Annotated in this window: 18 protein-coding genes; 8 read left to right on the top strand and 10 right to left on the bottom strand. The window is 69.6% G+C overall.

Annotated elements, in window-relative coordinates:
* Window position 1 precedes the first annotated feature (1 nt).
* Both tpiA and ACIA5H_RS27290 read left to right on the top strand, forming a co-directional pair.
* Window positions 2–787 (top strand): triose-phosphate isomerase, encoded by a 786-nt coding sequence (gene tpiA / locus ACIA5H_RS27285; protein ID WP_355070754.1) that lies wholly within the window; start codon window positions 2–4, stop codon window positions 785–787.
* A gap of 139 nt (window positions 788–926) precedes the next feature.
* Entirely contained in the window at window positions 927–1,568 is a 642-nt protein-coding gene (locus ACIA5H_RS27290; RefSeq protein ID WP_397078220.1) for a DUF1579 family protein, read from the top strand.
* 9 nt (window positions 1,569–1,577) lie between these two features.
* Here the strand turns inward: ACIA5H_RS27290 and ACIA5H_RS27295 are convergent, their stop codons facing one another.
* The gene (locus ACIA5H_RS27295) at window positions 1,578–2,360 is read right to left on the bottom strand and encodes an META domain-containing protein (RefSeq protein ID WP_379251900.1); all 783 of its coding nucleotides are present in this window, start codon (window positions 2,358–2,360) and stop codon (window positions 1,578–1,580) included.
* 254 nt (window positions 2,361–2,614) lie between these two features.
* On the opposite strand from ACIA5H_RS27295, the gene ACIA5H_RS27300 reads away from it, so the two are divergent.
* The 3 genes from ACIA5H_RS27300 to secG are packed head-to-tail and all read left to right on the top strand — an operon-like array spanning window position 2,615 to window position 5,457.
* Complete coding sequence (locus tag ACIA5H_RS27300) at window positions 2,615–3,559, top strand: EamA family transporter (protein ID WP_397078222.1); 945 nt, start codon at window positions 2,615–2,617, stop codon at window positions 3,557–3,559.
* 10 nt (window positions 3,560–3,569) lie between these two features.
* Window positions 3,570–5,168 carry an MFS transporter gene (locus tag ACIA5H_RS27305; protein WP_379251898.1) on the top strand — a complete coding sequence of 533 codons (1,599 nt, stop codon included), beginning with the start codon at window positions 3,570–3,572 and terminating at the stop codon, window positions 5,166–5,168.
* Between the two features lie 55 nt (window positions 5,169–5,223).
* Complete coding sequence (gene secG, locus ACIA5H_RS27310) at window positions 5,224–5,457, top strand: preprotein translocase subunit SecG (RefSeq protein WP_014351691.1); 234 nt, start codon at window positions 5,224–5,226, stop codon at window positions 5,455–5,457.
* On the opposite strand, the gene ACIA5H_RS27315 is transcribed toward secG, so the two are convergent.
* Window positions 5,444–6,577, bottom strand: a complete 1,134-nt coding sequence (locus ACIA5H_RS27315) for a YbfB/YjiJ family MFS transporter (protein WP_397078225.1) — start codon at window positions 6,575–6,577, stop codon at window positions 5,444–5,446. The two genes, secG and ACIA5H_RS27315, sit on opposite strands and share 14 nt — an antisense overlap.
* Window positions 6,578–6,646: 69 nt before the next feature.
* On the opposite strand from ACIA5H_RS27315, the gene ACIA5H_RS27320 reads away from it, so the two are divergent.
* On the top strand, window positions 6,647–7,480 hold the full coding sequence (locus ACIA5H_RS27320; protein ID WP_379251896.1) for a LysR family transcriptional regulator: 834 nt from the start codon (window positions 6,647–6,649) through the stop codon (window positions 7,478–7,480).
* Here the strand turns inward: ACIA5H_RS27320 and ACIA5H_RS27325 are convergent, their stop codons facing one another.
* Entirely contained in the window at window positions 7,481–8,335 is an 855-nt protein-coding gene (locus tag ACIA5H_RS27325) for an SDR family NAD(P)-dependent oxidoreductase (RefSeq protein ID WP_397078228.1), read from the bottom strand.
* Between the two features lie 54 nt (window positions 8,336–8,389).
* Here ACIA5H_RS27325 and ACIA5H_RS27330 point away from each other — a divergent pair, with 54 nt between their 5' ends.
* Complete coding sequence (locus ACIA5H_RS27330; protein ID WP_356961792.1) at window positions 8,390–9,379, top strand: alpha/beta hydrolase; 990 nt, start codon at window positions 8,390–8,392, stop codon at window positions 9,377–9,379.
* Between the two features lie 61 nt (window positions 9,380–9,440).
* Window positions 9,441–10,043 carry a hypothetical protein gene (locus ACIA5H_RS27335; RefSeq protein ID WP_355070771.1) on the top strand — a complete coding sequence of 201 codons (603 nt, stop codon included), beginning with the start codon at window positions 9,441–9,443 and terminating at the stop codon, window positions 10,041–10,043.
* A gap of 9 nt (window positions 10,044–10,052) precedes the next feature.
* Here the strand turns inward: ACIA5H_RS27335 and ACIA5H_RS27340 are convergent, their stop codons facing one another.
* The 7 genes from ACIA5H_RS27340 to tkt all read right to left on the bottom strand — a co-directional run bounded on the left by ACIA5H_RS27340 (window position 10,053) and on the right by tkt (window position 19,531).
* A complete protein-coding gene (locus ACIA5H_RS27340) occupies window positions 10,053–10,532 on the bottom strand; it encodes a hypothetical protein (protein WP_355070773.1) in 480 nt (159 codons plus the stop codon).
* A gap of 48 nt (window positions 10,533–10,580) precedes the next feature.
* The gene (locus ACIA5H_RS27345; RefSeq protein WP_397078231.1) at window positions 10,581–12,899 is read right to left on the bottom strand and encodes a transketolase C-terminal domain-containing protein; all 2,319 of its coding nucleotides are present in this window, start codon (window positions 12,897–12,899) and stop codon (window positions 10,581–10,583) included.
* A gap of 116 nt (window positions 12,900–13,015) precedes the next feature.
* Complete coding sequence (gene pgl / locus ACIA5H_RS27350; protein WP_356961795.1) at window positions 13,016–13,771, bottom strand: 6-phosphogluconolactonase; 756 nt, start codon at window positions 13,769–13,771, stop codon at window positions 13,016–13,018.
* A complete protein-coding gene (gene opcA / locus ACIA5H_RS27355; protein WP_379251893.1) occupies window positions 13,764–14,672 on the bottom strand; it encodes a glucose-6-phosphate dehydrogenase assembly protein OpcA in 909 nt (302 codons plus the stop codon). Before opcA ends, pgl begins: the two co-directional genes overlap by 8 nt.
* Entirely contained in the window at window positions 14,669–16,243 is a 1,575-nt protein-coding gene (gene zwf / locus ACIA5H_RS27360; protein ID WP_355070781.1) for a glucose-6-phosphate dehydrogenase, read from the bottom strand. Before zwf ends, opcA begins: the two co-directional genes overlap by 4 nt.
* Before the next feature lie 3 nt (window positions 16,244–16,246).
* The gene (gene tal, locus ACIA5H_RS27365; RefSeq protein WP_355070783.1) at window positions 16,247–17,383 is read right to left on the bottom strand and encodes a transaldolase; all 1,137 of its coding nucleotides are present in this window, start codon (window positions 17,381–17,383) and stop codon (window positions 16,247–16,249) included.
* A gap of 6 nt (window positions 17,384–17,389) precedes the next feature.
* On the bottom strand, window positions 17,390–19,531 hold the full coding sequence (tkt, locus tag ACIA5H_RS27370) for a transketolase (RefSeq protein ID WP_397078235.1): 2,142 nt from the start codon (window positions 19,529–19,531) through the stop codon (window positions 17,390–17,392).
* Window positions 19,532–20,251 lie beyond the last annotated feature (720 nt).

Consider the following 20,251-nt stretch of genomic DNA (forward strand, 5'->3'; position numbering starts at 1 on the left):
CATGGCACGCAAACCGCTCATCGCGGGCAACTGGAAGATGAACCTCAATCACCTCGAGGCCATCGCCCTGGTGCAGAAGATCGCATTCGCCCTGCCGGAGAAGTACTTCGACAAGGTGGACGTGGCGGTGATCCCGCCGTTCACCGACCTTCGCAGCGTGCAGACGCTGGTCGAAGGGGACAAGCTCTTGCTCACCTACGGTGGCCAGGACGTCTCGGTGCACGAGTCGGGCGCCTACACGGGCGAGATCAGCGCGAGCATGCTCGCCAAGCTGGGGTGCGCCTTCGTCGTGGTCGGGCACTCCGAACGGCGGCAGTACCACAACGAGGACGACGCCACGGTGCTGGCCAAGGCCAAGCAGGCGCTGAAGCACGGGATCACCCCGATCGTGTGCATCGGCGAGGGCTTGAACGTCCGCGAGGCGGGCACGCACGTCGAGTACAACCTCGAGCAGCTGCGCGGTTCGCTGAAAGGCCTGACGGCGGAAGAGATCTCGAAGGTCGTCATCGCCTACGAGCCGGTGTGGGCGATCGGCACCGGCAAGGTCGCCACCCCCGCCGACGCGCAAGAGGTCTGCGGCGCGATCCGCGGGGAACTCGAGAAGCTCGCCTCGCCGGAGGTCGCGGCGGGCGTCCGCGTGCTCTACGGCGGGTCGGTGAACGCCAAGAACGTCGGAGAACTGGTCGCGCAGAGCGACATCGACGGCGCACTGGTCGGCGGCGCTTCGCTCAAGGGTGACGAATTCGCCACTCTCTCCGCCATCGCCGCGGGCGGCCCCCTGCCCTGATACGGCGCTACACGCGACAGCCCGGTATCGCCGCTCCCGCGATGCCGGGCTGTTCGGCGTTTCCCAACGGTGAACCGCGGGCGCCAGTCGGCCATGCGATGATGACGCAACTCGATTCGCCAGTCGGACAAGGACTTCCGTGATAGCACGCAAGCTGTACGCCGCACTCCCGGTCGCGCTCGTCGCGCTGGCCACCCTCGCCGGCTGTTCCGGGGACGCCTCGCATGACGATCACGTCCACCAAGACGCGGCGCAGGCCACCCCGGCAGCGGTGCAGCAGCAGGACGCCGGGCACCGCAGGCTGAACCAGCTCGTGGGGGAGTGGAAGGGCGAGAAATCGACCTACATCGCGGGCGGCACGGCGGAGAACCCGATCCGAAGCGAGATAGTCTCGCGGTGGGTATGGATCGCCGAGACCGGCGGCAATTTCCTGCGGGAGGAAGCGACAGGAGTCTTCGGCGACAAGCCGTACTATCGGCTCGGTTTGCTCGGGTTCGCACCGACGGACGACCGCTACGAGTGGACGACTGTCGACAGCGTCACGCCGATGACGATGAGTTACAAGGGCGCGAAGAACAGTGGCGGCGACACCGATATCGTCATGGCCGGGGAATTCACCGACCCCGGTGTGCTCGGGCCGCAGTTCGTCGGCAAGACCATCCCTATGCGCACGGTGATCCGGCCGGAGTCGGCCGATCGGGTGGTGATGGAGATCTACTTCGCGCCGCCCGGCGAGGCGGAGCGGGTCGCTGATCGCGTGGTACTCACGCGGAAGAAGTAGCGGGCACGTTCACTGCGCGTGCAGGACCAGTCCCGCGCCGTTGTCGTTGCGCACGGTCAGCGTGTCGGCGTCCACCGTGGCGGTGGTCTTGCCGTCCAGGGCTTTCAGAACGGCCTGCTCGACCTCCATCACCTCCGGCGAGCACATCATCTTCGTGGTGGCGATCCGGAAGGTGATCCGGGTGCCGGACACCTCGGCGCTGCCGGTCATGCGGTTGCATCCGGCGTTGCCGGAGACGCCGTTGTCCTCGGCGATGACGAGCGTCGGCTGCGCCTCGTCGAGAGCGCGTGAGCGGACCTGGCTGTTGTCGGTGATGAGCGCGGTGACCAGCCATTGCGTGCCCTTGACCGGTTTGTCCGGCCGGACGATCTTCTTGTCGAGCAGAGTCACGGTGCGATCGGGGCTGTGCAGCGTGAGCCGGGTGTCCTCGAGCCGCCAGCTGGGCTCGGAATTCAGCAGCCCGCTGAGCCACTCGTCGGCGCCGCGCCGATCGTCCTCGCAGGCCATGAGGGTGGTGGCCAGGCCGGACACGTGGAGGACGTGGTCGTCGAAGGAGACCGCGCCGGTGAACTTGTTGCAGCCCGCGTCCGCGGCGATGCGGCTGTCGGTGAAACCGAGCGTCAGCGGACCGCCCCCGGGAATCGGAGTGCCCTGGACATCGGTCGAGAGGAAGGTGCGGCCCGCCGGGGTCGGTTCGTCGGCGCCTCGCTTCGGTTCGCCACTCGAGCACCCGGTGATCGCCCAGAGGGCGAGCAGGACGACGGGTCCCAGCCGCGCCAAGTGTGCCACCATGCGGCGATGCTACCGATGATGCGCCGTCGCACCCGGATTTCGACGGTCGCGGCGTCGATGACTCGCCCCCACGCCTCGTACTCGTACTAGCATCTGTGCCGTGCACCGGTGCTTCCCCATCACCCCGCCGCCCGCCTCCTGAGCGAGGTGTAGGTATCCAGCGCGCCACCGATCGGTGAGCGCGCGCTTCTCGGCATCGCTGTGCACCTCGCTTCCGCGACCCCATCCCTTTTGTCGCAGGAGCGCGATCCTTCATGTCCTCATCTGTATCCTCGGCCGGCCGTTCCGGGCTGGTCCACCTCGTCGGCGCCGGAATCCTTTGGGGCACCGGCGGTTTACTCGGCACGCTGTTGCATCGGGCCACCGGCCTGTCGCCCGTCGCGGTCGCAACCTGCCGCCTCGCGGTCGGCGGGCTGCTGCTGGTGGTCCTGCTCGCGGGAACGCGGCGGCCGTGGCCGCGAGATCCCCTGGCGTGGCGGCGGATCGGTGCGGTGGCCGGACTCGCGGCGGTTTTCCAGGGCGCCTATTTCGGCGCCGTGACGGCGTCGTCGGTGAGCCTCGCCACATTGCTCACGATCGGCATGTCGCCGGTGGTCGTCGCCGTGCTCGAGCACTGCACCGGAAGGCGTGCGGTGGACCGGCGCAGGGCGGCGACCATCGGCATCGCCCTCTGCGGACTGGCTCTGCTGGTCGGCGTGCCGACCGGCCACGCGGGCGCGGGCGGGTTACTGGCGGGTGCGGCGCTCGCCTCGACGGCCGCGACGGCGTTCGCGACGGTCACCGTGATCAACGCGGCGCCGGTACCGGGGCTCGACGCGATGACCACCACGGGCCTCGGGTTCACCGGAGGCGCGCTGTTGCTGGCTCCGCTCGCGGCTACCAGCGGTGTGGCGTTCGACCTGACGCCTCGCAGCGTCGCGCTGGTGCTCTTGCTCGGGCTGGCGCCGACCGCGGTGGCCTACACCCTGTACTTCCGCGGGCTGGCGGCGGCCGGTCCAGGGATCGCCGCGGTGCTCGCCCTGCTCGAGCCGCTGACGGGGGCGGTGCTGGCGGCGGTGGTCCTGGGCGAACGCCTTACCGCGTCGGGACTGGCGGGCGCCGCCTTGTTGATCGCCGCGGTGCTGCTCGCGGCGACCCAGGCACGACCGGCGGCACAGGCACCGGATGCGACGTCGGGGCGGTGTCTGTCCCACGACTAAGCTTCGGCGAGTGACGACCGCCGCGACGCTCCCGATTTCCACGTGGGCGCCGCTGCGTTCTCCGATCTACCGGGCGCTGTGGGTGGCCCAATTGGTGTCGAACCTGGGCACCTGGATGCAGACCGTCGGCGCGCAGTGGATCATGGTCGACCAGCCCAATGCGGCGGCGCTGGTGTCGTTCGTGCAGACCGCGATCACGCTTCCGGTGATGCTGCTGGCCATTCCGTCCGGCGTGATCGCCGACCTGCTGGATCGGCGCAGGCTGCTGCTCGGCGCGCAATCCACGATGGCGGTGCTGGCCATGGTCCTCGCGGTCTCGACCGCGACCGGGCACACCACGCCGGCGGTGCTGCTCACCTTGCTGTTCCTGCTCGGTTGCGGTCAGGCGCTGACCGCACCGGCCTGGCAGGCGATCCAGCCGGAACTGGTCCCGCGCGAGCAGATCCCGGCGGCGTCGGCGCTGGGCAGCATGAACATCAATATCGGAAGGGCGGTGGGTCCGGCGCTGGCCGGTGTGCTGGTGTCGCTGTCCGGGCCGACGCTGGTGTTCGGGTTGAACGCGGTGTCGTTCGTCGGCATCGTCGCGGTGCTGACGGTGTGGCGCCGCCCCGCGACCGATCGGCGCCTGCCCACCGAGCGTCCGCTGGCGGCCTTGCAGGCGGGTACCCGGTTCATCCGCGCGGCGCCCGCCATTCGCCGGGTGCTGTTGCGCTCGATCCTGTTCATCGCACCCGCCAGCGCGGTGTGGGCGCTGCTGCCGGTGATCGCGCGGGATCAACTCGGGCTGTCGTCGTCCGGGTATGGCCTCATGCTCGGCGCCCTCGGCATCGGCGCGGTGCTCGGCGCCGCGGCGCTGTCGCGGTTGCGCGCGTGGCTGACCCCCACGCAGCGGTTGACCACCGCCGCGATCCTGTTCGGACTGGCGAGCGCGGGCACCGCGCTGCTACACGTCGTGCCGGTGGTACTGCTGCTGCTGGTGTTCGCGGGCCTGGCCTGGCTGCTGGCGATGTCCACCATGAACTCGACCATGCAGCTGCTGCTGCCGTCCTGGGTGCGCGCCCGAGGGCTCTCGGTGTATCTGCTGGTCTTCATGGGTGGGCAGGCGATCGGCTCGCTGGTCTGGGGCGTGGTCGCAGGCGCGATCGGCTCGGTGCCCGCGCTGCTGTGGGCCGCCGGGCTGCTGGCGTTCTGCGCGGTGAGCACGGTGTGGCTGCCCATCCGCAACGATCCCGAGTTGCTCGATCTCACCCCTTCGGCGTTCTGGCCGGAACCCGAGCTGGTTGTCGAACCCGATCCCGACGACGGCCCGGTGCTGATCCTGCGCGGTTACGACGTCCCGGAGGGGTGCGTCGAGGAATTCCTCACCGCCATGGCCTTCGTCGGGCGGTCCCGGCAGCGCACCGGAGCGATGGAATGGCGCCTGTATCGCGACGTCGGGGTGATCGACCGGTATGTCGAGGCGTTCGTCGTGCGGTCCTGGGCCGAGCACATGCACCAGCACCAGGTCCGGCTCACCGCTCAGGACCAGCTGCGGGAAGAGGCCGTCGCGAAGTTCCGCGCCGACGAAGCGGAGCAGGTCACCCATCTGGTCGCGGTCGACCGGCGCTAGCGCCCGCCGAGTGCCTGATTCGGTGCCGTCGCATCGACCGCATACACTGTCCGGCATGCGGATGTTCCTGGATATCCTCCTGATCATCACCAGCGTGCTGCTGGTGCTGCTGGTGCTGTTGCACCGCGCCAAGGGTGGAGGTCTGTCCAGCCTGTTCGGCGGCGGCGTGCAGTCCAGCCTGTCCGGGTCCACCGTCGTGGAGAAGAACCTCGACCGCGTCACCATCTTCACCGGCCTCATCTGGCTGATCGCCATCCTCGGCATCGGCCTGGAGATCAAGTTCGCCTGATCCCGGCGGTCACCGCTCCTGCCGTCAGCGCCGCCGCGCCGAGCACCACCGCGGCGATGACGAACGCGGCGGAATAGCTCGTCCCGAGCACAGGGGCCACCATCACGGGGCCGAGGATCTGGCCCGCGCCGTAACCGGCCGTCAGCGGCGCCGCGGCGCCATCGGTCAACTCGGCGCCGACCCGCATCGCGAGCATGACGATGCCAACGAACGTCCCGCCGAACACGGCCGCCGCCGTCACCGCGGCCCAGAGCGCGCCGGACACGGCCGGGAGCACGGCCGATACGCATTGCGCCGCCAACGCGACGGGTAACAGCAGCGCCGGAGACCAGCGCCGGGCGGCCACGCTCCACAGCACGGTCGAGACCGAGGCTGCCGCGCCGACGACGATCCACATCGCCGAGCCGGCCACCGGCCCGCGTTCCGCGCTGACCGCCGCCACCGCGAAGGTTCCGATCACGATGTACCCGACGCCTTCGAGGAAGTAGGCGACGAGCAGGGCGCGCCAGACGCGCGAGCCGCGTGCCGCACCACGTGGGACGCGCTGCCCGGGACGAATATCCAAGCGCCACACGGGAATCAGCAAGACCGCGGTGAGCGCCGCGGAGACCAGCCACAGCATCTGCCAGGACAGCACCGGCCGCAACGCCAGCACCAGCAGGCCGGTCCACGCGATGCCGAATCCGATGCCGCCGAACACTATTCCCGCCGACTGCCTGCCGCTGCCGGGACGGCTCGCGAAACTGGCGCAAGCGACGAAGATCACCGCGCTGGCGACGCCAGCGACCAGGCGCAGCACGGCGGGGAACAGGATCGGCCCCGGCGCCGCCATCAGCGCCTCGCTCGCGATCAGCAGCGCTGTAGACGCCAGGAAGACCCTGCGGTCGTGCAGCGCCGGACGCCAGGTGAGCAGCAGCGCGCCGAGCAGATAACCGGCGTAGTTCGCGGTCGCGATCAAGGCGCCGTCGTGCGCGGTGATGCGGTGCGCGTCGACCATGAGCGGTAGCAAGGGGGTGTAGACGAAGCGCCCCACCCCCATCGCGGCGGCCAGGCCGGATGCCGCGGCCACCGCGGGAGCGAGGCCGCGGCGCTGGGGTGCGGCGAGGGCAACAGTGGTCACGGTTCGACCGTAAGAGCGCAGGGCGGCGCTCCGGAAATGCTTTCCACGCACGATGTATACGCTCAACGCATGGATATCGAGTTGCGGCATCTGCGGGCCTACCTCGCATTGTGCGAGGAGGCGAACTACACCCGCGCCGCGACCCGGCTGCACCTGAGCCAGCCCGCCTTGACCCGGACGATCCAGCAACTGGAGCGCTTGGTCGACTGCCGGTTGGTGGAGCGCACGTCCCGGCGGTTCGCGCTCACCGCCGAGGGCGCCGAATTGCTGTCCCACACCCGCCGCATCCTCGCCGACGTCGACGGGGTCGCCGCGGAACTGCGTTCGCGCGCCACGCTGGACGTCGGATTCTCCTGGTTGCTGCCGGACGCTTGGTTCGCCGCGACCCGTCGTCGTTACGAGGAACAGGGCGGCCGGATCACCCTACGGCGGGTGGACGATCCGCTCGCCGCGCTCGATGAGCGGACGGTCGATATCGCCATCTATCGCAAGGAGGCCCGGCTACCGCGTCATCTGGCGTCGCGGATCATCGCGACCGAACGGCGGGTGCTCGCGGTGGCCACCCACTCGCCGCTGGCGAGTGCGCCGCGCCTTTCCTGGTCGGAACTGGCCGATCGGCCGCTGGTGGTCAACACCGTCTCGGGCACCACCGACGCGGCGTCCTGGCAGCCGGTCGACCCGGATCGCGTCGTCATCGCCTGTACGAACTTCGACGAATGGATCGAGTTGGTGGCGGCCGATCGCGGTATCGGCGTGGTGCCGGATCTGGCGCGCACCAGGGCGCCGCACCCCGGCGTGGTCTATCTGGACATCCCCGACGCGCCGCCCTCACACGTGTACGTGGCATGGCGCGCCAGGCCGGTCCCGCCACGCTCGGTGCAGCGCTTTCTCGGGGTGCTCTGATCACGGTCGGTCGACGCGATGAATGCGCCCGTCGATGTCGGTGAACCCGTAGTACTCGGCGAGATCCGCTACCGGCCAGGGCAACCCGGTGCGGGAGCGACGCCCCGCGTCGGTGGCGAGCGCGACGACGGCGCGGCCGGAGAAGCGCGGTGTCTGCGCGTCGCCGAGATCGAAGGTGCCCTCGTCGGGCAGCGTGACCAGCCGCCTGCCGTCGGTGCCTGCCGGAACCAGTTGCAGCAGTTCGGTGTCCACGATGCCGGGCCAGAGCGAGACCACGGTGACCTCGGTACCGGCGAGGTTGTGCGCCATGTCGGCGGTGAGCCGGTCCACGGCGGATTTCGCGACGCCGTAGACCGCGTTGTGCATGTATCGGCGCGCGCCTGGCGACGAGATATTGACGATCAGCCCGCCCGACTCGATCAACAGGGGCGCGGCGAAAAAGCTTGCCACGTAATGGGATCGGACGCCCACGTCGAACGACTCGTCCCATGCCGCAGGCGGGACCTCCCAGAACGGCTTGCCCAGCCAGCGGGCCGCGGCGGGGGAGTTGTAGACGTTGTTCACCAGCACGTCCAGCCTGCCGTGCTCGGCGCGGATCAACTCGAACAGCCGCTCCACCGCGTCGTCGTCGCGGTGGTCGCACACGAACGGGATGCCGCTCCCGCCCGCGGCATCGATTTCCGCGGCCGTGGCGTGTACGGTGCCGGGTAGCCGTCCCTGCGCCGCCGAGCGGCCGGTGACGAACACCGTGGCGCCCGCGGCGCCCAGCTCCAGTGCGATGCCCTTGCCTATGCCGCGGCTGGCGCCGGTGACCACCGCGACCTTGCCTTCGAGCCTTTCGGGTATTCCGCTCACGAAACCGGAACATTACCGTGAAACGATAACGTGTTCTAGGCTTTGGAGGTCCGAGTGGAGCTGACGCATCGGTTCGTGACGACCGGCGGGGTCCGTATGCACGTCGCCGAGCAGGGAACAGGACAGCCGGTGGTCTTCTGCCACGGCTTCCCGCACACCTGGTACATCTGGCACCGCCAGCTGCCCGCGATCGCGGCGGCCGGGTACCGCGCCATCGCGCCGGATCTGCGCGGTTACGGACAGACCGATGTCCCGGCCGATCCGGAGGAGTACACCAATCGCGCGGTCTGCGGTGATCTGCTCGCTCTGCTCGATGACATCGGCGCCGAGCAGGCGGTGTTCGTCGGCTTGGACTTCGGCGCGGCGCTGGTGTGGGAACTGGCGTTACGCGCGCCGGAGCGGGTGCGCGGCATCATCGTCCTGAACAATCCGTTCGCGCCACGCCCGCCGCGTGCTCCGTCGCAGCTGTGGGCCAAGGCGGCGGCCCGGCACTTCCTGCACCTGCACTACTTCCAGACCCCCGGCCCGGCGGACGAGGAACTCGGCGCACGTCCCCGGGAGTTCCTCGCCCGCGTGTACTACGCGCTGAGCGCCGACTATCACTACCTGGACACCTGGCGTTTCCCGGCGGAGGGCACCGGTTATCTCGACGTGCTGCCGGAGGCGCCCGCGCTGCCGTGGCGCTGGCTCGGCGCGGACGAGCTGGACGTGCTGACACGGGATTTCGAACGCACCGGATTCACCGGCGGACTGAACTGGTACCGCAACTTGGATCGCAACTGGGAGCTCACCGCCGACTACGCGGACGCGAAAGTCACCGCGCCCGCTTATTTCCTGTACGGCGACCGGGATCCCGACATGGAAGGTTTCAGCGGCCGCGATCCGCTGGCGACCATGCGCGGGCACGTCACCGACCTGCGCGCGGTGACCGAGATAGGCGGCGCGGGCCACCTCGTCCAGTTGGAGCGGACCGAGCAGGTGAACGCGTTGCTCACCACTCATCTCGCCCATCTGGCCGCGCATCCGGCCGGGCTTCCGGCCTGAGCCGAAACGCGTTCGGGCTCAGCGGCGTTCGGTGTCGGTGGGCACCGCTAATGTTCGGTGAATGAGTTATAGCCTGAGCATCTACGTCGTCGAGCTGGACCGGATCAAGGGCGCCATCGGGTGCGGGGACGACAAGCTCCGGCGGATGATCGGCGGCCGGTTCAAAGCCCAGCTCACCCATGACGACGACTGGTTCGCCGAGGAGATCGCGGCCGGTGCGCCCACTCGCTACGAGGCGGTGCGCGCCGTCATCGACGGCGGCCCGTTCGACCCGGCCTACGGTTTCCAGTACGGCTACGCCTACCAGACGATCTGCCAGTTCTACGGCCGGTTCGTGGACAACCGCTACTTCTCGGCGTTCCGTGGTCGCTGGCTGGACCACATCGACGACGGCTTGGCCACGCTCGGCATCAAAGCGGTCAGCGTCCGCGCGTTCATGTACCACTCGCTGCCGCCGTCGCTGCCGCAGCCCGACGAGTTGCCCGGCTACGGCGAATGGACGCCGGAGCAGTGCGCGGAAGCGCTCGTGCAGTGGGAGTCCACCACGCCACCGCAGCGCGAGGAGGTCGACCACGAGGTACTCGCCGCTATCGAGTCCTGCGTCGAGTGGATCCGGGAGGCGCAGGCCCGTCCCGGCTGGGGCGTCGCCGGGTTCTTCTACTGAGCCGTGGGCCTAACGGTATTCCCCGGCCAGTTTCGGATAGTCCGACCACCGCGGCAGCGGCTGGTAGTCGAGGTAGGCGGTGAGCCGGTCGAGCAGATACTGCCAGCGGGGACCGATCGCGCCCGCGTCGGCGGGACTCACGTGGCGGCGGGTCAGTTCCACCGTGGTGACCACGCCGACCTGGGTCATCCGGACTTCGAGCAGGCAACCGTCGATGTGCACGACCAGTTCGTGCGGCGCCTGACAGTGGTCGACGCGCACCGCGACCGGGCCGGGGACGGGACCGTCGAACAGCTCGATGGTCAGGTTGCCGTTGCCGCCGGAGACGGCGCCGAGCCAGCGGCCGAGCTGGCCCCGTTCGGTGGCCGCCGACCACACGTCCAGCACGGGCTTGTGGAACGACCGCAAGTAGTGCAAGAGCACCAGGTCGCCGTCGGCCGTGTGCTCGTGCTCCGGTCGTACCTCGCCGAGCATGGACATCGTGGTCATCGCGAGTCCTTTCCGCTGCTGGTCACCGTCGTCCTCACTGTATTTCCACTATTCCCCGGCCGAATCGAATTCCGGGGAATGCCGGGCCTCGGCGCGCCGAGGCCGCGTGCCGGTCGCGTCGCTCAGCAGGCGGAGGGCCGCGGCTTCGATCCGGTCCTCGTCGAGTAGCACCGTCGCGGCGGCCGGACCCAGGGGCACGAAACTGTCCTCGCTGGTCACGCGCCCGAGGTGGCCGGTGAAACCGGCGTCGACCAGCGCGGCGCACACGGCCTCCGACACGCCACCACCACGGCGGGTCTCGTCCGCGACGAGGACCCGCCCGGTCGCGCGCGCGTGGCGCAGCAGATCGTCCACCGGCAGGGGAGCGAGCCAGCGCAGGTCGAGCACGCGCGCGTCGATTCCGTGCCGGGCCAAGCGCCGCGCCGCGCGCAGGCTCATCGGCACGCCGTTGGCGAAACTCACCAGGGTCAGATCGGGGCCGTCGCCGTAGACGCGCGCGCGGCCGATTTCGGCGTGCTCGGCCGGAGCCGGGTGTGCCAGCCAGCCGTCGTCGCCGGGACGGTGCAGGTCGCGGGTGTGATACAGCGCGATGGGCTCGAGATACAGGCACACTCTGCCGTCCACGCGGGCCGCCGATACGCACGTGCGCAGCATCGCCGCGGCGTCGTCGGCCCGGGCCGGGGAGGCGAGCACGACGCCGGGGATGTCGCGTAGCGCGGCCACCGAGTTGTCGTTGTGGAAATGGCCGCCGAAACCCTTTTGATAGGCGTATCCGGCGATCCGCACCACCATCGGATTCCGGTAACGGCCGTCGGAGAAGAACGACAGCGTGGCCGCTTCGCCGCGGATCTGATCGACGGCGTTGTGCAGGTAGGCGAGGTACTGGATCTCCGGAATCGGCACGAACCCGGCCAGCGCCGAGCCCAGCGCGGTGCCGAGGACGCTCTGCTCGTCCAGCAGGGTGTCGAACACCCGGCGCGCGCCGAAGGTCTTCTGCAGACCCTTCGTCACGCCGTACACGCCACCCTTGCGGCCGACGTCCTCGCCGAAGACGAGCAGGTCGCGATCGCGCGCCAGGAGGCTTGCGAGGGTTTCGTTGATCGCCTGCGCCAAGGTCATCGGCTCGGTATGCGCGGCGCCATTGCGGCGCTGCGGCGCACCGCGGCCCGCGATCGTGTCCTCGGTCTCCGCGTGTTCGCGCTCGTTGGGTGGGAGGGGTTCGGTCCGCAGCGCGTCGGCGCGCACGAGCGCAGGGCGGGCGGGAGCGATCGGCGCGATCACGGCCGCCGCCGAGGCGAGTTTCGGTTCCGCCGAGGCGAGTTCGGCGGCCGTGGCGACCCGGCGGCCGATGTCGGCATAGCGGTCGAGCACGCAGGCGGGTGTGGCCACTCCGGACTCGATCAGCAGCCGTGCGGTGGCCACGACCGGATCGCGGGCGAGATCGGCGGCGATCTCGGCGGGGCGGCGATAGGCGGCTTCGACATCGGATCCCGCGTGACCGAGCAGACGCACGGTCCGCAGCCGCAGGAACGCGGGCGCGCGGCGGTCCCGCACCCACCGCGCCGCCGTATTCGCGGTGCTCAGCGCGTCGAGGGCGGCGCAGCCGTCCGCGGCGAAGTAGGCCAGGCCCGGGCGGCTGCCGTAGGCCTGCTCGATCCAATCCGGTGGCGTGGGAACACTGATTCCGATGCCGTTGTCCTCGCAGACGAACAGGATGGGCATGGCGATTCCCTGACCGGCGGTGTGGATCGCGGCATTGATCGCCCCGGCCGCGGTGGAATGGTTGGCCGACGCGTCACCGAAGCTGCACACCACCACCGAGTCGGCGGGCCAGGGACCGGCGACACCGAGCCGGGCCGCGCGATCGATCGCGAACGCCAGCCCAACCGCGCGCGGAAGGTGCGAGGCGATGGTCGAGGTCTGCGGGATGACGTTGGCCGCGGCGCTGCCGAACACCTTGTGCCTGCCACCGGAAATCGGGTCCGCCGCCGCGGCCGCCACCCCGAGCAGAACGTCCCGGATCGGGTCGAGCCCAGGCACGCGCCGGGCCCGATGCACGAAGAACGCCCCCGATCGGTAGTGCAGCAGGGCGGGATCGGTGACCCGCAGGGCCGCCGACACAGCGGCATTGCCCTCGTGACCGGACGATCCGATGCTGTAATAACCGCGCCGGGCGCTGCCGAGGCGGCGTGCCGCGAGATCGAGATGCCTGCTCGTCGCCTGCGCTTCGAACAGTTCGAGGCACGCCGCACCGGTGATCGCGCCGCCGGGTGCGATCGGTTGGTCCGCCGGACGGCCGGGGCGGGCGACGAGTGCGGCGACGGCGGTGCGGAACCGCTCGTCGAGATCCACTGCCTGCTCGGTCATCGACCGATCATCTCGTAAACTTCGCCGCTCGGCGGCGTTATCCGGCGGTGTTCTTCCGGAAAACTAGGGCCGCGATGTGCAAATTTACGAGATGAAGGAGTTGGTAGCGAGCGCGCTCAGCGCAGCGCGGACGCGGCCTCCTGATCGAGCAGCCAGGTGGTGGAGTCCGTACCGGTCGCTCCCGCCGCGGGCACGTCCACCGGGTCCGCGCCGCCGATGGCGGCGGCGACCGCTTCGGCCTTCGAAGCGCCGCCGACCACCAGCACGACGTGCCTGCTGCGGCGGATCGCGGGCAGGGTCAATGTCACCCGAACCGGCGGGGGCTTGGGCGAATTCGTCACGGCGACGACGAGTTCGTGGGATTCGCGCACCGCGTCGGTATCCGGGAACAGCGAATTCACGTGTCCCTCGCCGCCCATGCCGAGCAGGTGCAGATCGAACGCGCCGTGTTCGGCGAGGTGGGCGTGCACCGTCGCGGAGTACTCGGCGGCGGCCTCCACCGGGTCGGGGTACTCGCCGTCGGAGACGGCCACCGGATGCACCCGCGCCGGATCCACCGGCACATGGTCGAACAGCGCCTGCCTGGCTTGCAGGTCGTTGCGCTCGGGGTCGTTCGCGGGCACGAAACGCTCGTCGCCCCAGAACACCTCGACTCGGGACCAGTCGATATCGCCGGGCGACTTGCGCACCTGTTCGAGCAGGGCGATGCCGGTCCCGCCGCCGGTCACCACCACCGACGCGGAGCCGCGCTCGGCCTGGGCGGCGACGACGACGGAGACGAAGCGGGCCGCGGCGGCGGCCACCAGCGACTCGGTGTCGAGATGCACCTCGACGGTGTCGCTGGGGAACGGCGAATCGGTGTGCTCACTCATAGATCACCTTCTCGATTCCGGCCAGCGCCTCGGCGTAGGTCTCGTCGGCGTCCAGCCTGCGTAGGTCCTCGGCGAGGCAGTCACGAGTCTCCCGGCGCGCCAGGGCGATTCGCTGCACCGGTTCGCCGGTGCGGGTCAGCGTCGCGGTGCGGCCGGTCTGCGGACGTTCGATCGCGATGGAGACGGTGGGACGATGCAGTTCCACCCGCAGCGGGCCGGTGCGCCGGTGTACCGGGCAGCCCAGCCGGGCGGCCAGCCAGCCGGCCAGCATGTCCAAGGCGGGCTCGTCGCGCAGCCCGGACACCGTCACCGAATCCACCGACTCGAACGGCGGCTCGTCCATGGCCGCTGCCAGCAGGGCCCGCCAGTACGTGATCCGGCTCCAGGCCAGATCGGTGTCGCCGCTGGCATAGGACTGCAGCCGCCTCTTGATCGCCGCCTGGGGATCGGACGCGAACGTGGCGTCGGTGATGCGGCGGCCCGCCAGGCGGCCCACCGAATCCTTCGACGGGAACTCCGGCGCTCCGCGCGGCCACCAAGCCACCACCGGAGTATCCGGCAGCAGGAACGGGGTGACGACGCTGCTCTCGTGGTTGACCAGTTCGCCTTGCAGCCGCAGCACGATGACCTCGGCCGCCCCCGCGTCGCCGCCCACCCGGATCTGCGCGTCCAGCCGGGTGGCGGCCTCCCGGTCGCCGCGCGCGAGCACCACCACGCGACAGGGGTGCTCGCGGCTGGCCTCGTTCGCCGCTTCGATCGCGTGCTCGGCCTCGGAGCTGTCCAGCGTGCACACCACCAGCGTGAGCACGCGGCCCATGGTGATCACGCCGTTGCTCTCGCGCAACTGCACGATGCGCTTGGTGACCTCGCTGGTCTTGGTGTCGGGCATGTCGACGATCACGGGCGCCGCCATTCCCGCCCGGTGCGGGCGATCATCTCGTCCGCGGACGACGGGCCCCAGGTGCCCGCCTCGTACGGCTCCGGCCTGCCGTCGCCCGCCCAGTGGTCGAGCACCGGATCGAGGATGCGCCAGGACAATTCGACCTCCGCGTTCACCGGGAACAGCGACGGCTCCCCGAGCAGCACGTCGAGGATCAGGCGTTCGTAGGCCTCCGGCGATGATTCGGTGAACGCCTCGCCGTAGCTGAAGTCCATGTTGACGTCGCGCACCTCCATGCTGGAGCCCGGCACCTTCGAGCCGAACCGCGTGGTGATGCCCTCGTCCGGCTGCACCCGGATGACCAGCGCGTTCTGCCCGAGTTCCTCGGTCATGGTCTGGTCGAACGGAAGGTGCGGCGCCCGCTTGAAGATCACCGCGATCTCGGTGACCCTGCGGCCGAGCCGCTTTCCGGTGCGCAGGAAGAACGGAACACCCGCCCAGCGGCGGGTATCGATCTCCAGCCGGATCGCGGCATAGGTCTCGGTCTTCGAGTTCGGGTCGAAGCCTTCTTCTTCCAACAGCCCGACCACGTGCTCGCTGCCCTGCCAGCCTTCGGTGTACTGGCCGCGCGCGGTGGTGTCGTCCAGCGGTTCGATGAGCCTGGTCGCCGAGAGCACCTTGATCTTCTCGGTCTGCAATTGCTTGGGCTCGAAGCTGATCGGCTCCTCCATGGCGGTGAGGGCCAGCAGTTGCAGCAGGTGGTTCTGGATCACGTCGCGCGCGGCGCCGATGCCGTCGTAGTAGCCCGCGCGTCCGCCGAGGCCGATGTCCTCGGCCATGGTGATCTGCACGTGGTCGACGAAGTTGGCGTTCCAGATCGGCTCGTACTGCTGGTTGGCGAAGCGCAGCGCCAGGATGTTCTGCACCGTCTCCTTGCCGAGGTAATGGTCGATGCGGAAGACCCGCTCCTCGGGGAACACGCCGTTGACCAGTGCGTTGAGTTCTTGCGCGCTCTTCAGGTCGTGCCCGAACGGCTTCTCGATCACCACTCGCCGCCAGGGCTTGCGCGCCGCGTCGGGCCCGGTGGTCTGGGCCAGGCCGTGCGCGCAGAGCTGGTCGAGCACGAGCGGGAACATGTTCGGCGGGATGGACAGATAGAACGCGTGATTGCCGCCGGTGCCGCGCTCCTTGTCCAGCGTGGTCAAAGTGTCGGCGAGCCGGTCGAAGGCCGCGTCGTCGTCGAAGGTGCCCTGGACGAACCGGATGCCCTCCAGGAGCTGGTCCCAGACCTCTTGACGGAAGGGGGTACGCGCGTGCGCCTTGACCGCTTCCAGCACCACCTGCGCGAAGTCCTCGTCCGCGTAGTCGCGGCGCGCGAAACCGACCAGGCCGAAGGCCGGGGGCAGCAGCCCCCGGTTGGCCAGGTCGTAGATGGCCGGCATCAGCTTCTTGCGAGACAGGTCACCGGTGACGCCGAAGATGACCATGCTGCACGGTCCGGCGATGCGCGGAAGCCGTTTGTCCCGTTTGTCCCGCAGCGGGTTCTGCCATTCGACTGCGTCCGGTCGATCCGCGGGTGCTGCCCCGGCCATCGATCAGCCGTTCCCGGTCGACGCCGACTTCAGCTCGTCGGCGGTGGCGGAAAGCAGCTCCTCCCAGGACTTCTCGAACTTGTCCACGCCCTCGCGCTCGAGCACCGCGAACACGTCGTCGAGGTCGACGCCGACGGCGGTGAGCCGATCGAAGACGTCCTTGGCCTCCGCCGCCTTGCCGCTGACCGTGTCGCCGGAGACCACGCCGTGGTCGGCGACCGCCTGGAGCGTCTTCTCCGGCAGCGTGTTCACCGTGTTGGGGGCGACCAGTTCGGTGACGTACATCGTGTCGGCGTACTCCGGGTTCTTCACGCCGGTCGACGCCCACAGCGGACGCTGCCGATTCGCGCCCGAGGAGGCCAGGTTCAGGAACGTGGAGGTGTGCTTGCCTCCGTCGAACACATCCTGGTACTCGGCGTAGGCGAGGCGGGCATTGGCGATACCCGCCTTGCCGCGCAGCGCGAGCGCCTCGTCGGTGCCGAGCGCCTCCAGTCGCTTGTCGATCTCGGTATCCACGCGGGAGACGAAGAACGAGGCGACGGAGTGGATCCTGGCCGGGTCGTGACCGGCGATCTTGGCCTTCTTCACGCCCTCCAGGTAGGCGCCCATCACCGCGCGATAGCGCTGCACCGAGAAGATCAGCGTGACGTTCACGCTGATGCCCTCGCCGATCACGGCCGCGATGGCGGGCAGGCCCTCCTCGGTGGCCGGGATCTTGATGAACAGGTTGGGCCGGTCGACGATCTTCCACAGTTCGACCGCCTGCGCGACGGTCCGGTCGGTGTCGAACGCCAGGCGGGGGTCGACCTCGATGGAGACCCGGCCGTCCACGCCACCGGTCGCCTCGAAGACCGGAGCGAACACGTCGCAGGCCGCGCGGACGTCATCGGTGGTGATGGTGCGGATCGCGGCGTCGGCGTCGGCGCCTTGCGCGGCAAGCTCTTTCAGCTGGCCGTCGTAGGCGTGGCCCTGGCTGAGCGCACCCTGGAAGATCGTCGGGTTGGTGGTGACCCCGACGACGGACCGGGTCTCGATCAGCTCGAGCAGGTTGCCGGACTGGATCCGGTCCCTGGACAGATCGTCGAGCCATACGGACACTCCCGCCGCCGAGAGGGCGGCGAGATTCTCGTTCTGAGCCATGAGCGCTTATCCCTTCACGTTCTCGAGCGTGCGCTGCGCGGCGGCAACGACGGCTTCCGGAGTGAAGCCGAATTCGCGGAACAGGGTCTTGTAGTCGGCGGAGGCGCCGAAGTGCTCGATCGACACGATCTCGCCCGCGTCACCGGCGAACCGGTGCCACGGCATCGCGATACCGGCTTCGACGACGACGCGCGCGGCGATCGCGGGGGGAAGCACTTCGTCCCGGTAAGCCTTGTCCTGCGCGTCGAACCACTCCACGCACGGCATCGACACCACGCGGGTGGCGATGCCCTGCTCCTCCAGCGTAATGCGGGCGGCGACCGCGAGCTGCAGCTCCGAACCGGTGGCGATCAGGATCACTTGCGGTGTGCCCGTGGACGCCTCGGCCAGGATGTAGCCGCCCTTCTTCACGCCTTCGTAGCTGGTGCCCTCGAGAATCGGCAGGTCCTGGCGGGTCAGCGCCAGCCCGGACGGGCCGTCCTGGTGCGGCGGCTCGGACACCGAGAAGTGCGAGCTGTGCTCGCTGCTGTCGCGCTCCAGGATGGTGCGCCAGGCGTAGGTGGTCTCGTTGGCGTCACCGGGACGGACCACGTTCAGGCCCGGGATGGCGCGCAGCGCGGCGAGGTGCTCGATCGGCTGGTGCGTGGGGCCGTCCTCACCGAGACCGATGGAGTCGTGGGTCCAGACGTAGATCGCGGGCACGCGCATCAGCGCGGCCAGGCGGACCGACGGGCGCATGTAGTCGCTGAACACCAGGAAGGTGCCGCCGTACGGACGGGTCGGGCCGTGCAGGGCGATGCCGTTGAGGATCGCGCCCATCGCGTGCTCGCGCACACCGAAGTGCAGGGTGCGGCCGTACGGATCGGCCTTCCACATGCCGGTGGAGATCGACTCAGGCCCGAAGCTGCGCTGGTCGGGCATGGTGGTGTTGTTGGACTCGGCCAGGTCGGCCGAACCGCCCCACAGCTCCGGCAGCACCGGCGCCAGCGCGGCGAGCACCTTGCCGGACGCCTTGCGGGTGGCCATGCCCTTCGGATCCGGTTCGTAGCTGGGCAGATTCGCGGTCCAGTTGTCCGGCAGGCGCCGCGCGAAGAGGCGGTCGAACAGCGCCTTGTTCTCCGGGTTGGCCGCGGCCCACGCGTCGAACGACTGCTGCCACTGCTCGTGCGCCTTCCGGCCGCGCGCGATGGCCTTGCGAGTGTGCTCGATGACGGCCGGGTCCACGTCGAAGCTCTTGTCCGGGTCGAAGCCGAGGACCTTCTTGGTGGCGGCCACCTCGTCGGCGCCCAGCGCCGCGCCGTGGGCGGTGCCGGTGTTCATCTTGCTGGGGGCGGGGTAGCCGATGATGGTGCGCAGCACGATGATCGAGGGCTTGCCGGTCTCGGCCTTGGCGGCTTCCAGCGCGGCCTCGATGGCGACGACGTCTTCGCCGCCCTCGACCACCTGCACGTGCCAGCCGTATGCCTCGTAGCGCTCGGCGACGTCCTCGGTGAACGCGATGGTCGTGTCGTCCTCGATGGAGATCTTGTTGTCGTCGTAGATGACGACGAGATTGCCCAGCTGCTGGGTGCCCGCGAGCGACGACGCCTCGGAGGTGACGCCCTCCTCGAGGTCGCCGTCGGAGGCGATGGCGTAGATGAAGTGGTCGAACGGGCTGGTGCCCGGCGCGGCGGCGGGATCGAACAGTCCGCGCTCGCGGCGCGCCGCCATCGCCATGCCGACCGCCGACGCCAGGCCCTGGCCGAGCGGGCCGGTGGTGATCTCGACGCCGTCGGTGTGCCGGAACTCGGGGTGGCCAGGGGTGAGCGAGCCCCACTTGCGCAGGTTCTTCAGGTCGTCCAGCTCGAGACCGTAACCCGCCAGGTAGAGCTGGATGTACTGGGTGAGGCTGGAGTGCCCGCAGGACAGCACGAACCGGTCCCGGCCGACCCAGCTCGGATCGCTCGGGTCGATGCGCATGGTCCGCTGGTACAGCGTGTACGCAAGCGGCGCCAGGCTCATCGCGGTGCCGGGGTGGCCGTTTCCGGCGTTCTGCACCGCCTCGGCGGCCAGGACCCGGATGGTGTCGACAGCCTTGGTGTCCAGATCCGTCCAGTCGTCCGGGTGGTTCGGCTGAGTGAGGGCGCGGATGTCGTCTGTGATCGACACGACCGAGGTTCTCCTGACATTGGTTCGTCGACGGCGGGTGGGTTTCTGACGGCGATGATCGCGCGGCAGCTACGGCGTGCTAACCGGGTATACCCACTTACCCTAGATGTGCCCGGTGACCGGCACACCATTAACCCTGTGTTGGTTTCGCGGCGCTCGTTGCGCTGCGCGTTCGCAGGTGGTTTCGCACAGGCCGCGACTGCGACGGCGGCGGGTTGGCGGCCTTGCATCAGGGGCGCCGGAACGGGTGGGCCGGGTGTCTTCGGTGCTCGCGTCACGCGCATGCGTGATGCGTGACGGGTCGTGAACGCCCTCGTAGGGCGGGTGTTCGGTGTGATGGGAAAGTATTGAGCAAGCGACTGCTTTGTGGCACGCGCCGGTGCGGTGGCGAAAGTTGCCGCACCACGCGGTGCGGGGCGTGCGGTGGGTTCGCCGGGTTCGGTGGAGTCGACGAATTTTTTTCGCGGCGCGGAATCCGCGTCGCGCGTGCGCACGGCTCCGCGCGAGTCGAGGACGTGGACAGGGGAGGGCAAGGGCTCCGAACCGGGTGGCGCGGACGAGCCGAACGAGCCGTCGCCCCCGTCACATTCCGGTCCTCTAGCGCGGGGGCGACGGGAGGGGCGCGCGCGGCGGGGGTCTACCATCCTTTGTAGTAGTAGTCGCGCCGCACCGGTCGGAAGGGGCGCCGGGGCGGACGGAAGTCCGGCGCGGGCGCACCCG

The sequence above is a fragment of the Nocardia sp. NPDC051900 genome, assembly GCF_044452545.1.
Classification (GTDB): domain Bacteria; phylum Actinomycetota; class Actinomycetes; order Mycobacteriales; family Mycobacteriaceae; genus Nocardia; species Nocardia sichangensis.

What these genes read in the sequence shown, in the direction of transcription:
- ACIA5H_RS27340 (WP_355070773.1), bottom strand. Translation starts at nt 10,532, where the DNA reads ATGACCACGATGTCCATGCTCGGCGAGGTACGACCGGAGCACGAGCAC.
- ACIA5H_RS27300 (WP_397078222.1), top strand. Translation starts at nt 2,615, where the DNA reads ATGTCCTCATCTGTATCCTCGGCCGGCCGTTCCGGGCTGGTCCACCTC.
- tpiA (WP_355070754.1), top strand. Translation starts at nt 2, where the DNA reads ATGGCACGCAAACCGCTCATCGCGGGCAACTGGAAGATGAACCTCAAT.
- ACIA5H_RS27295 (WP_379251900.1), bottom strand. Translation starts at nt 2,360, where the DNA reads ATGGTGGCACACTTGGCGCGGCTGGGACCCGTCGTCCTGCTCGCCCTC.
- pgl (WP_356961795.1), bottom strand. Translation starts at nt 13,771, where the DNA reads ATGAGTGAGCACACCGATTCGCCGTTCCCCAGCGACACCGTCGAGGTG.
- ACIA5H_RS27320 (WP_379251896.1), top strand. Translation starts at nt 6,647, where the DNA reads ATGGATATCGAGTTGCGGCATCTGCGGGCCTACCTCGCATTGTGCGAG.
- ACIA5H_RS27345 (WP_397078231.1), bottom strand. Translation starts at nt 12,899, where the DNA reads ATGACCGAGCAGGCAGTGGATCTCGACGAGCGGTTCCGCACCGCCGTC.
- ACIA5H_RS27335 (WP_355070771.1), top strand. Translation starts at nt 9,441, where the DNA reads ATGAGTTATAGCCTGAGCATCTACGTCGTCGAGCTGGACCGGATCAAG.
- tal (WP_355070783.1), bottom strand. Translation starts at nt 17,383, where the DNA reads ATGGCTCAGAACGAGAATCTCGCCGCCCTCTCGGCGGCGGGAGTGTCC.
- secG (WP_014351691.1), top strand. Translation starts at nt 5,224, where the DNA reads ATGCGGATGTTCCTGGATATCCTCCTGATCATCACCAGCGTGCTGCTG.
- zwf (WP_355070781.1), bottom strand. Translation starts at nt 16,243, where the DNA reads ATGGCCGGGGCAGCACCCGCGGATCGACCGGACGCAGTCGAATGGCAG.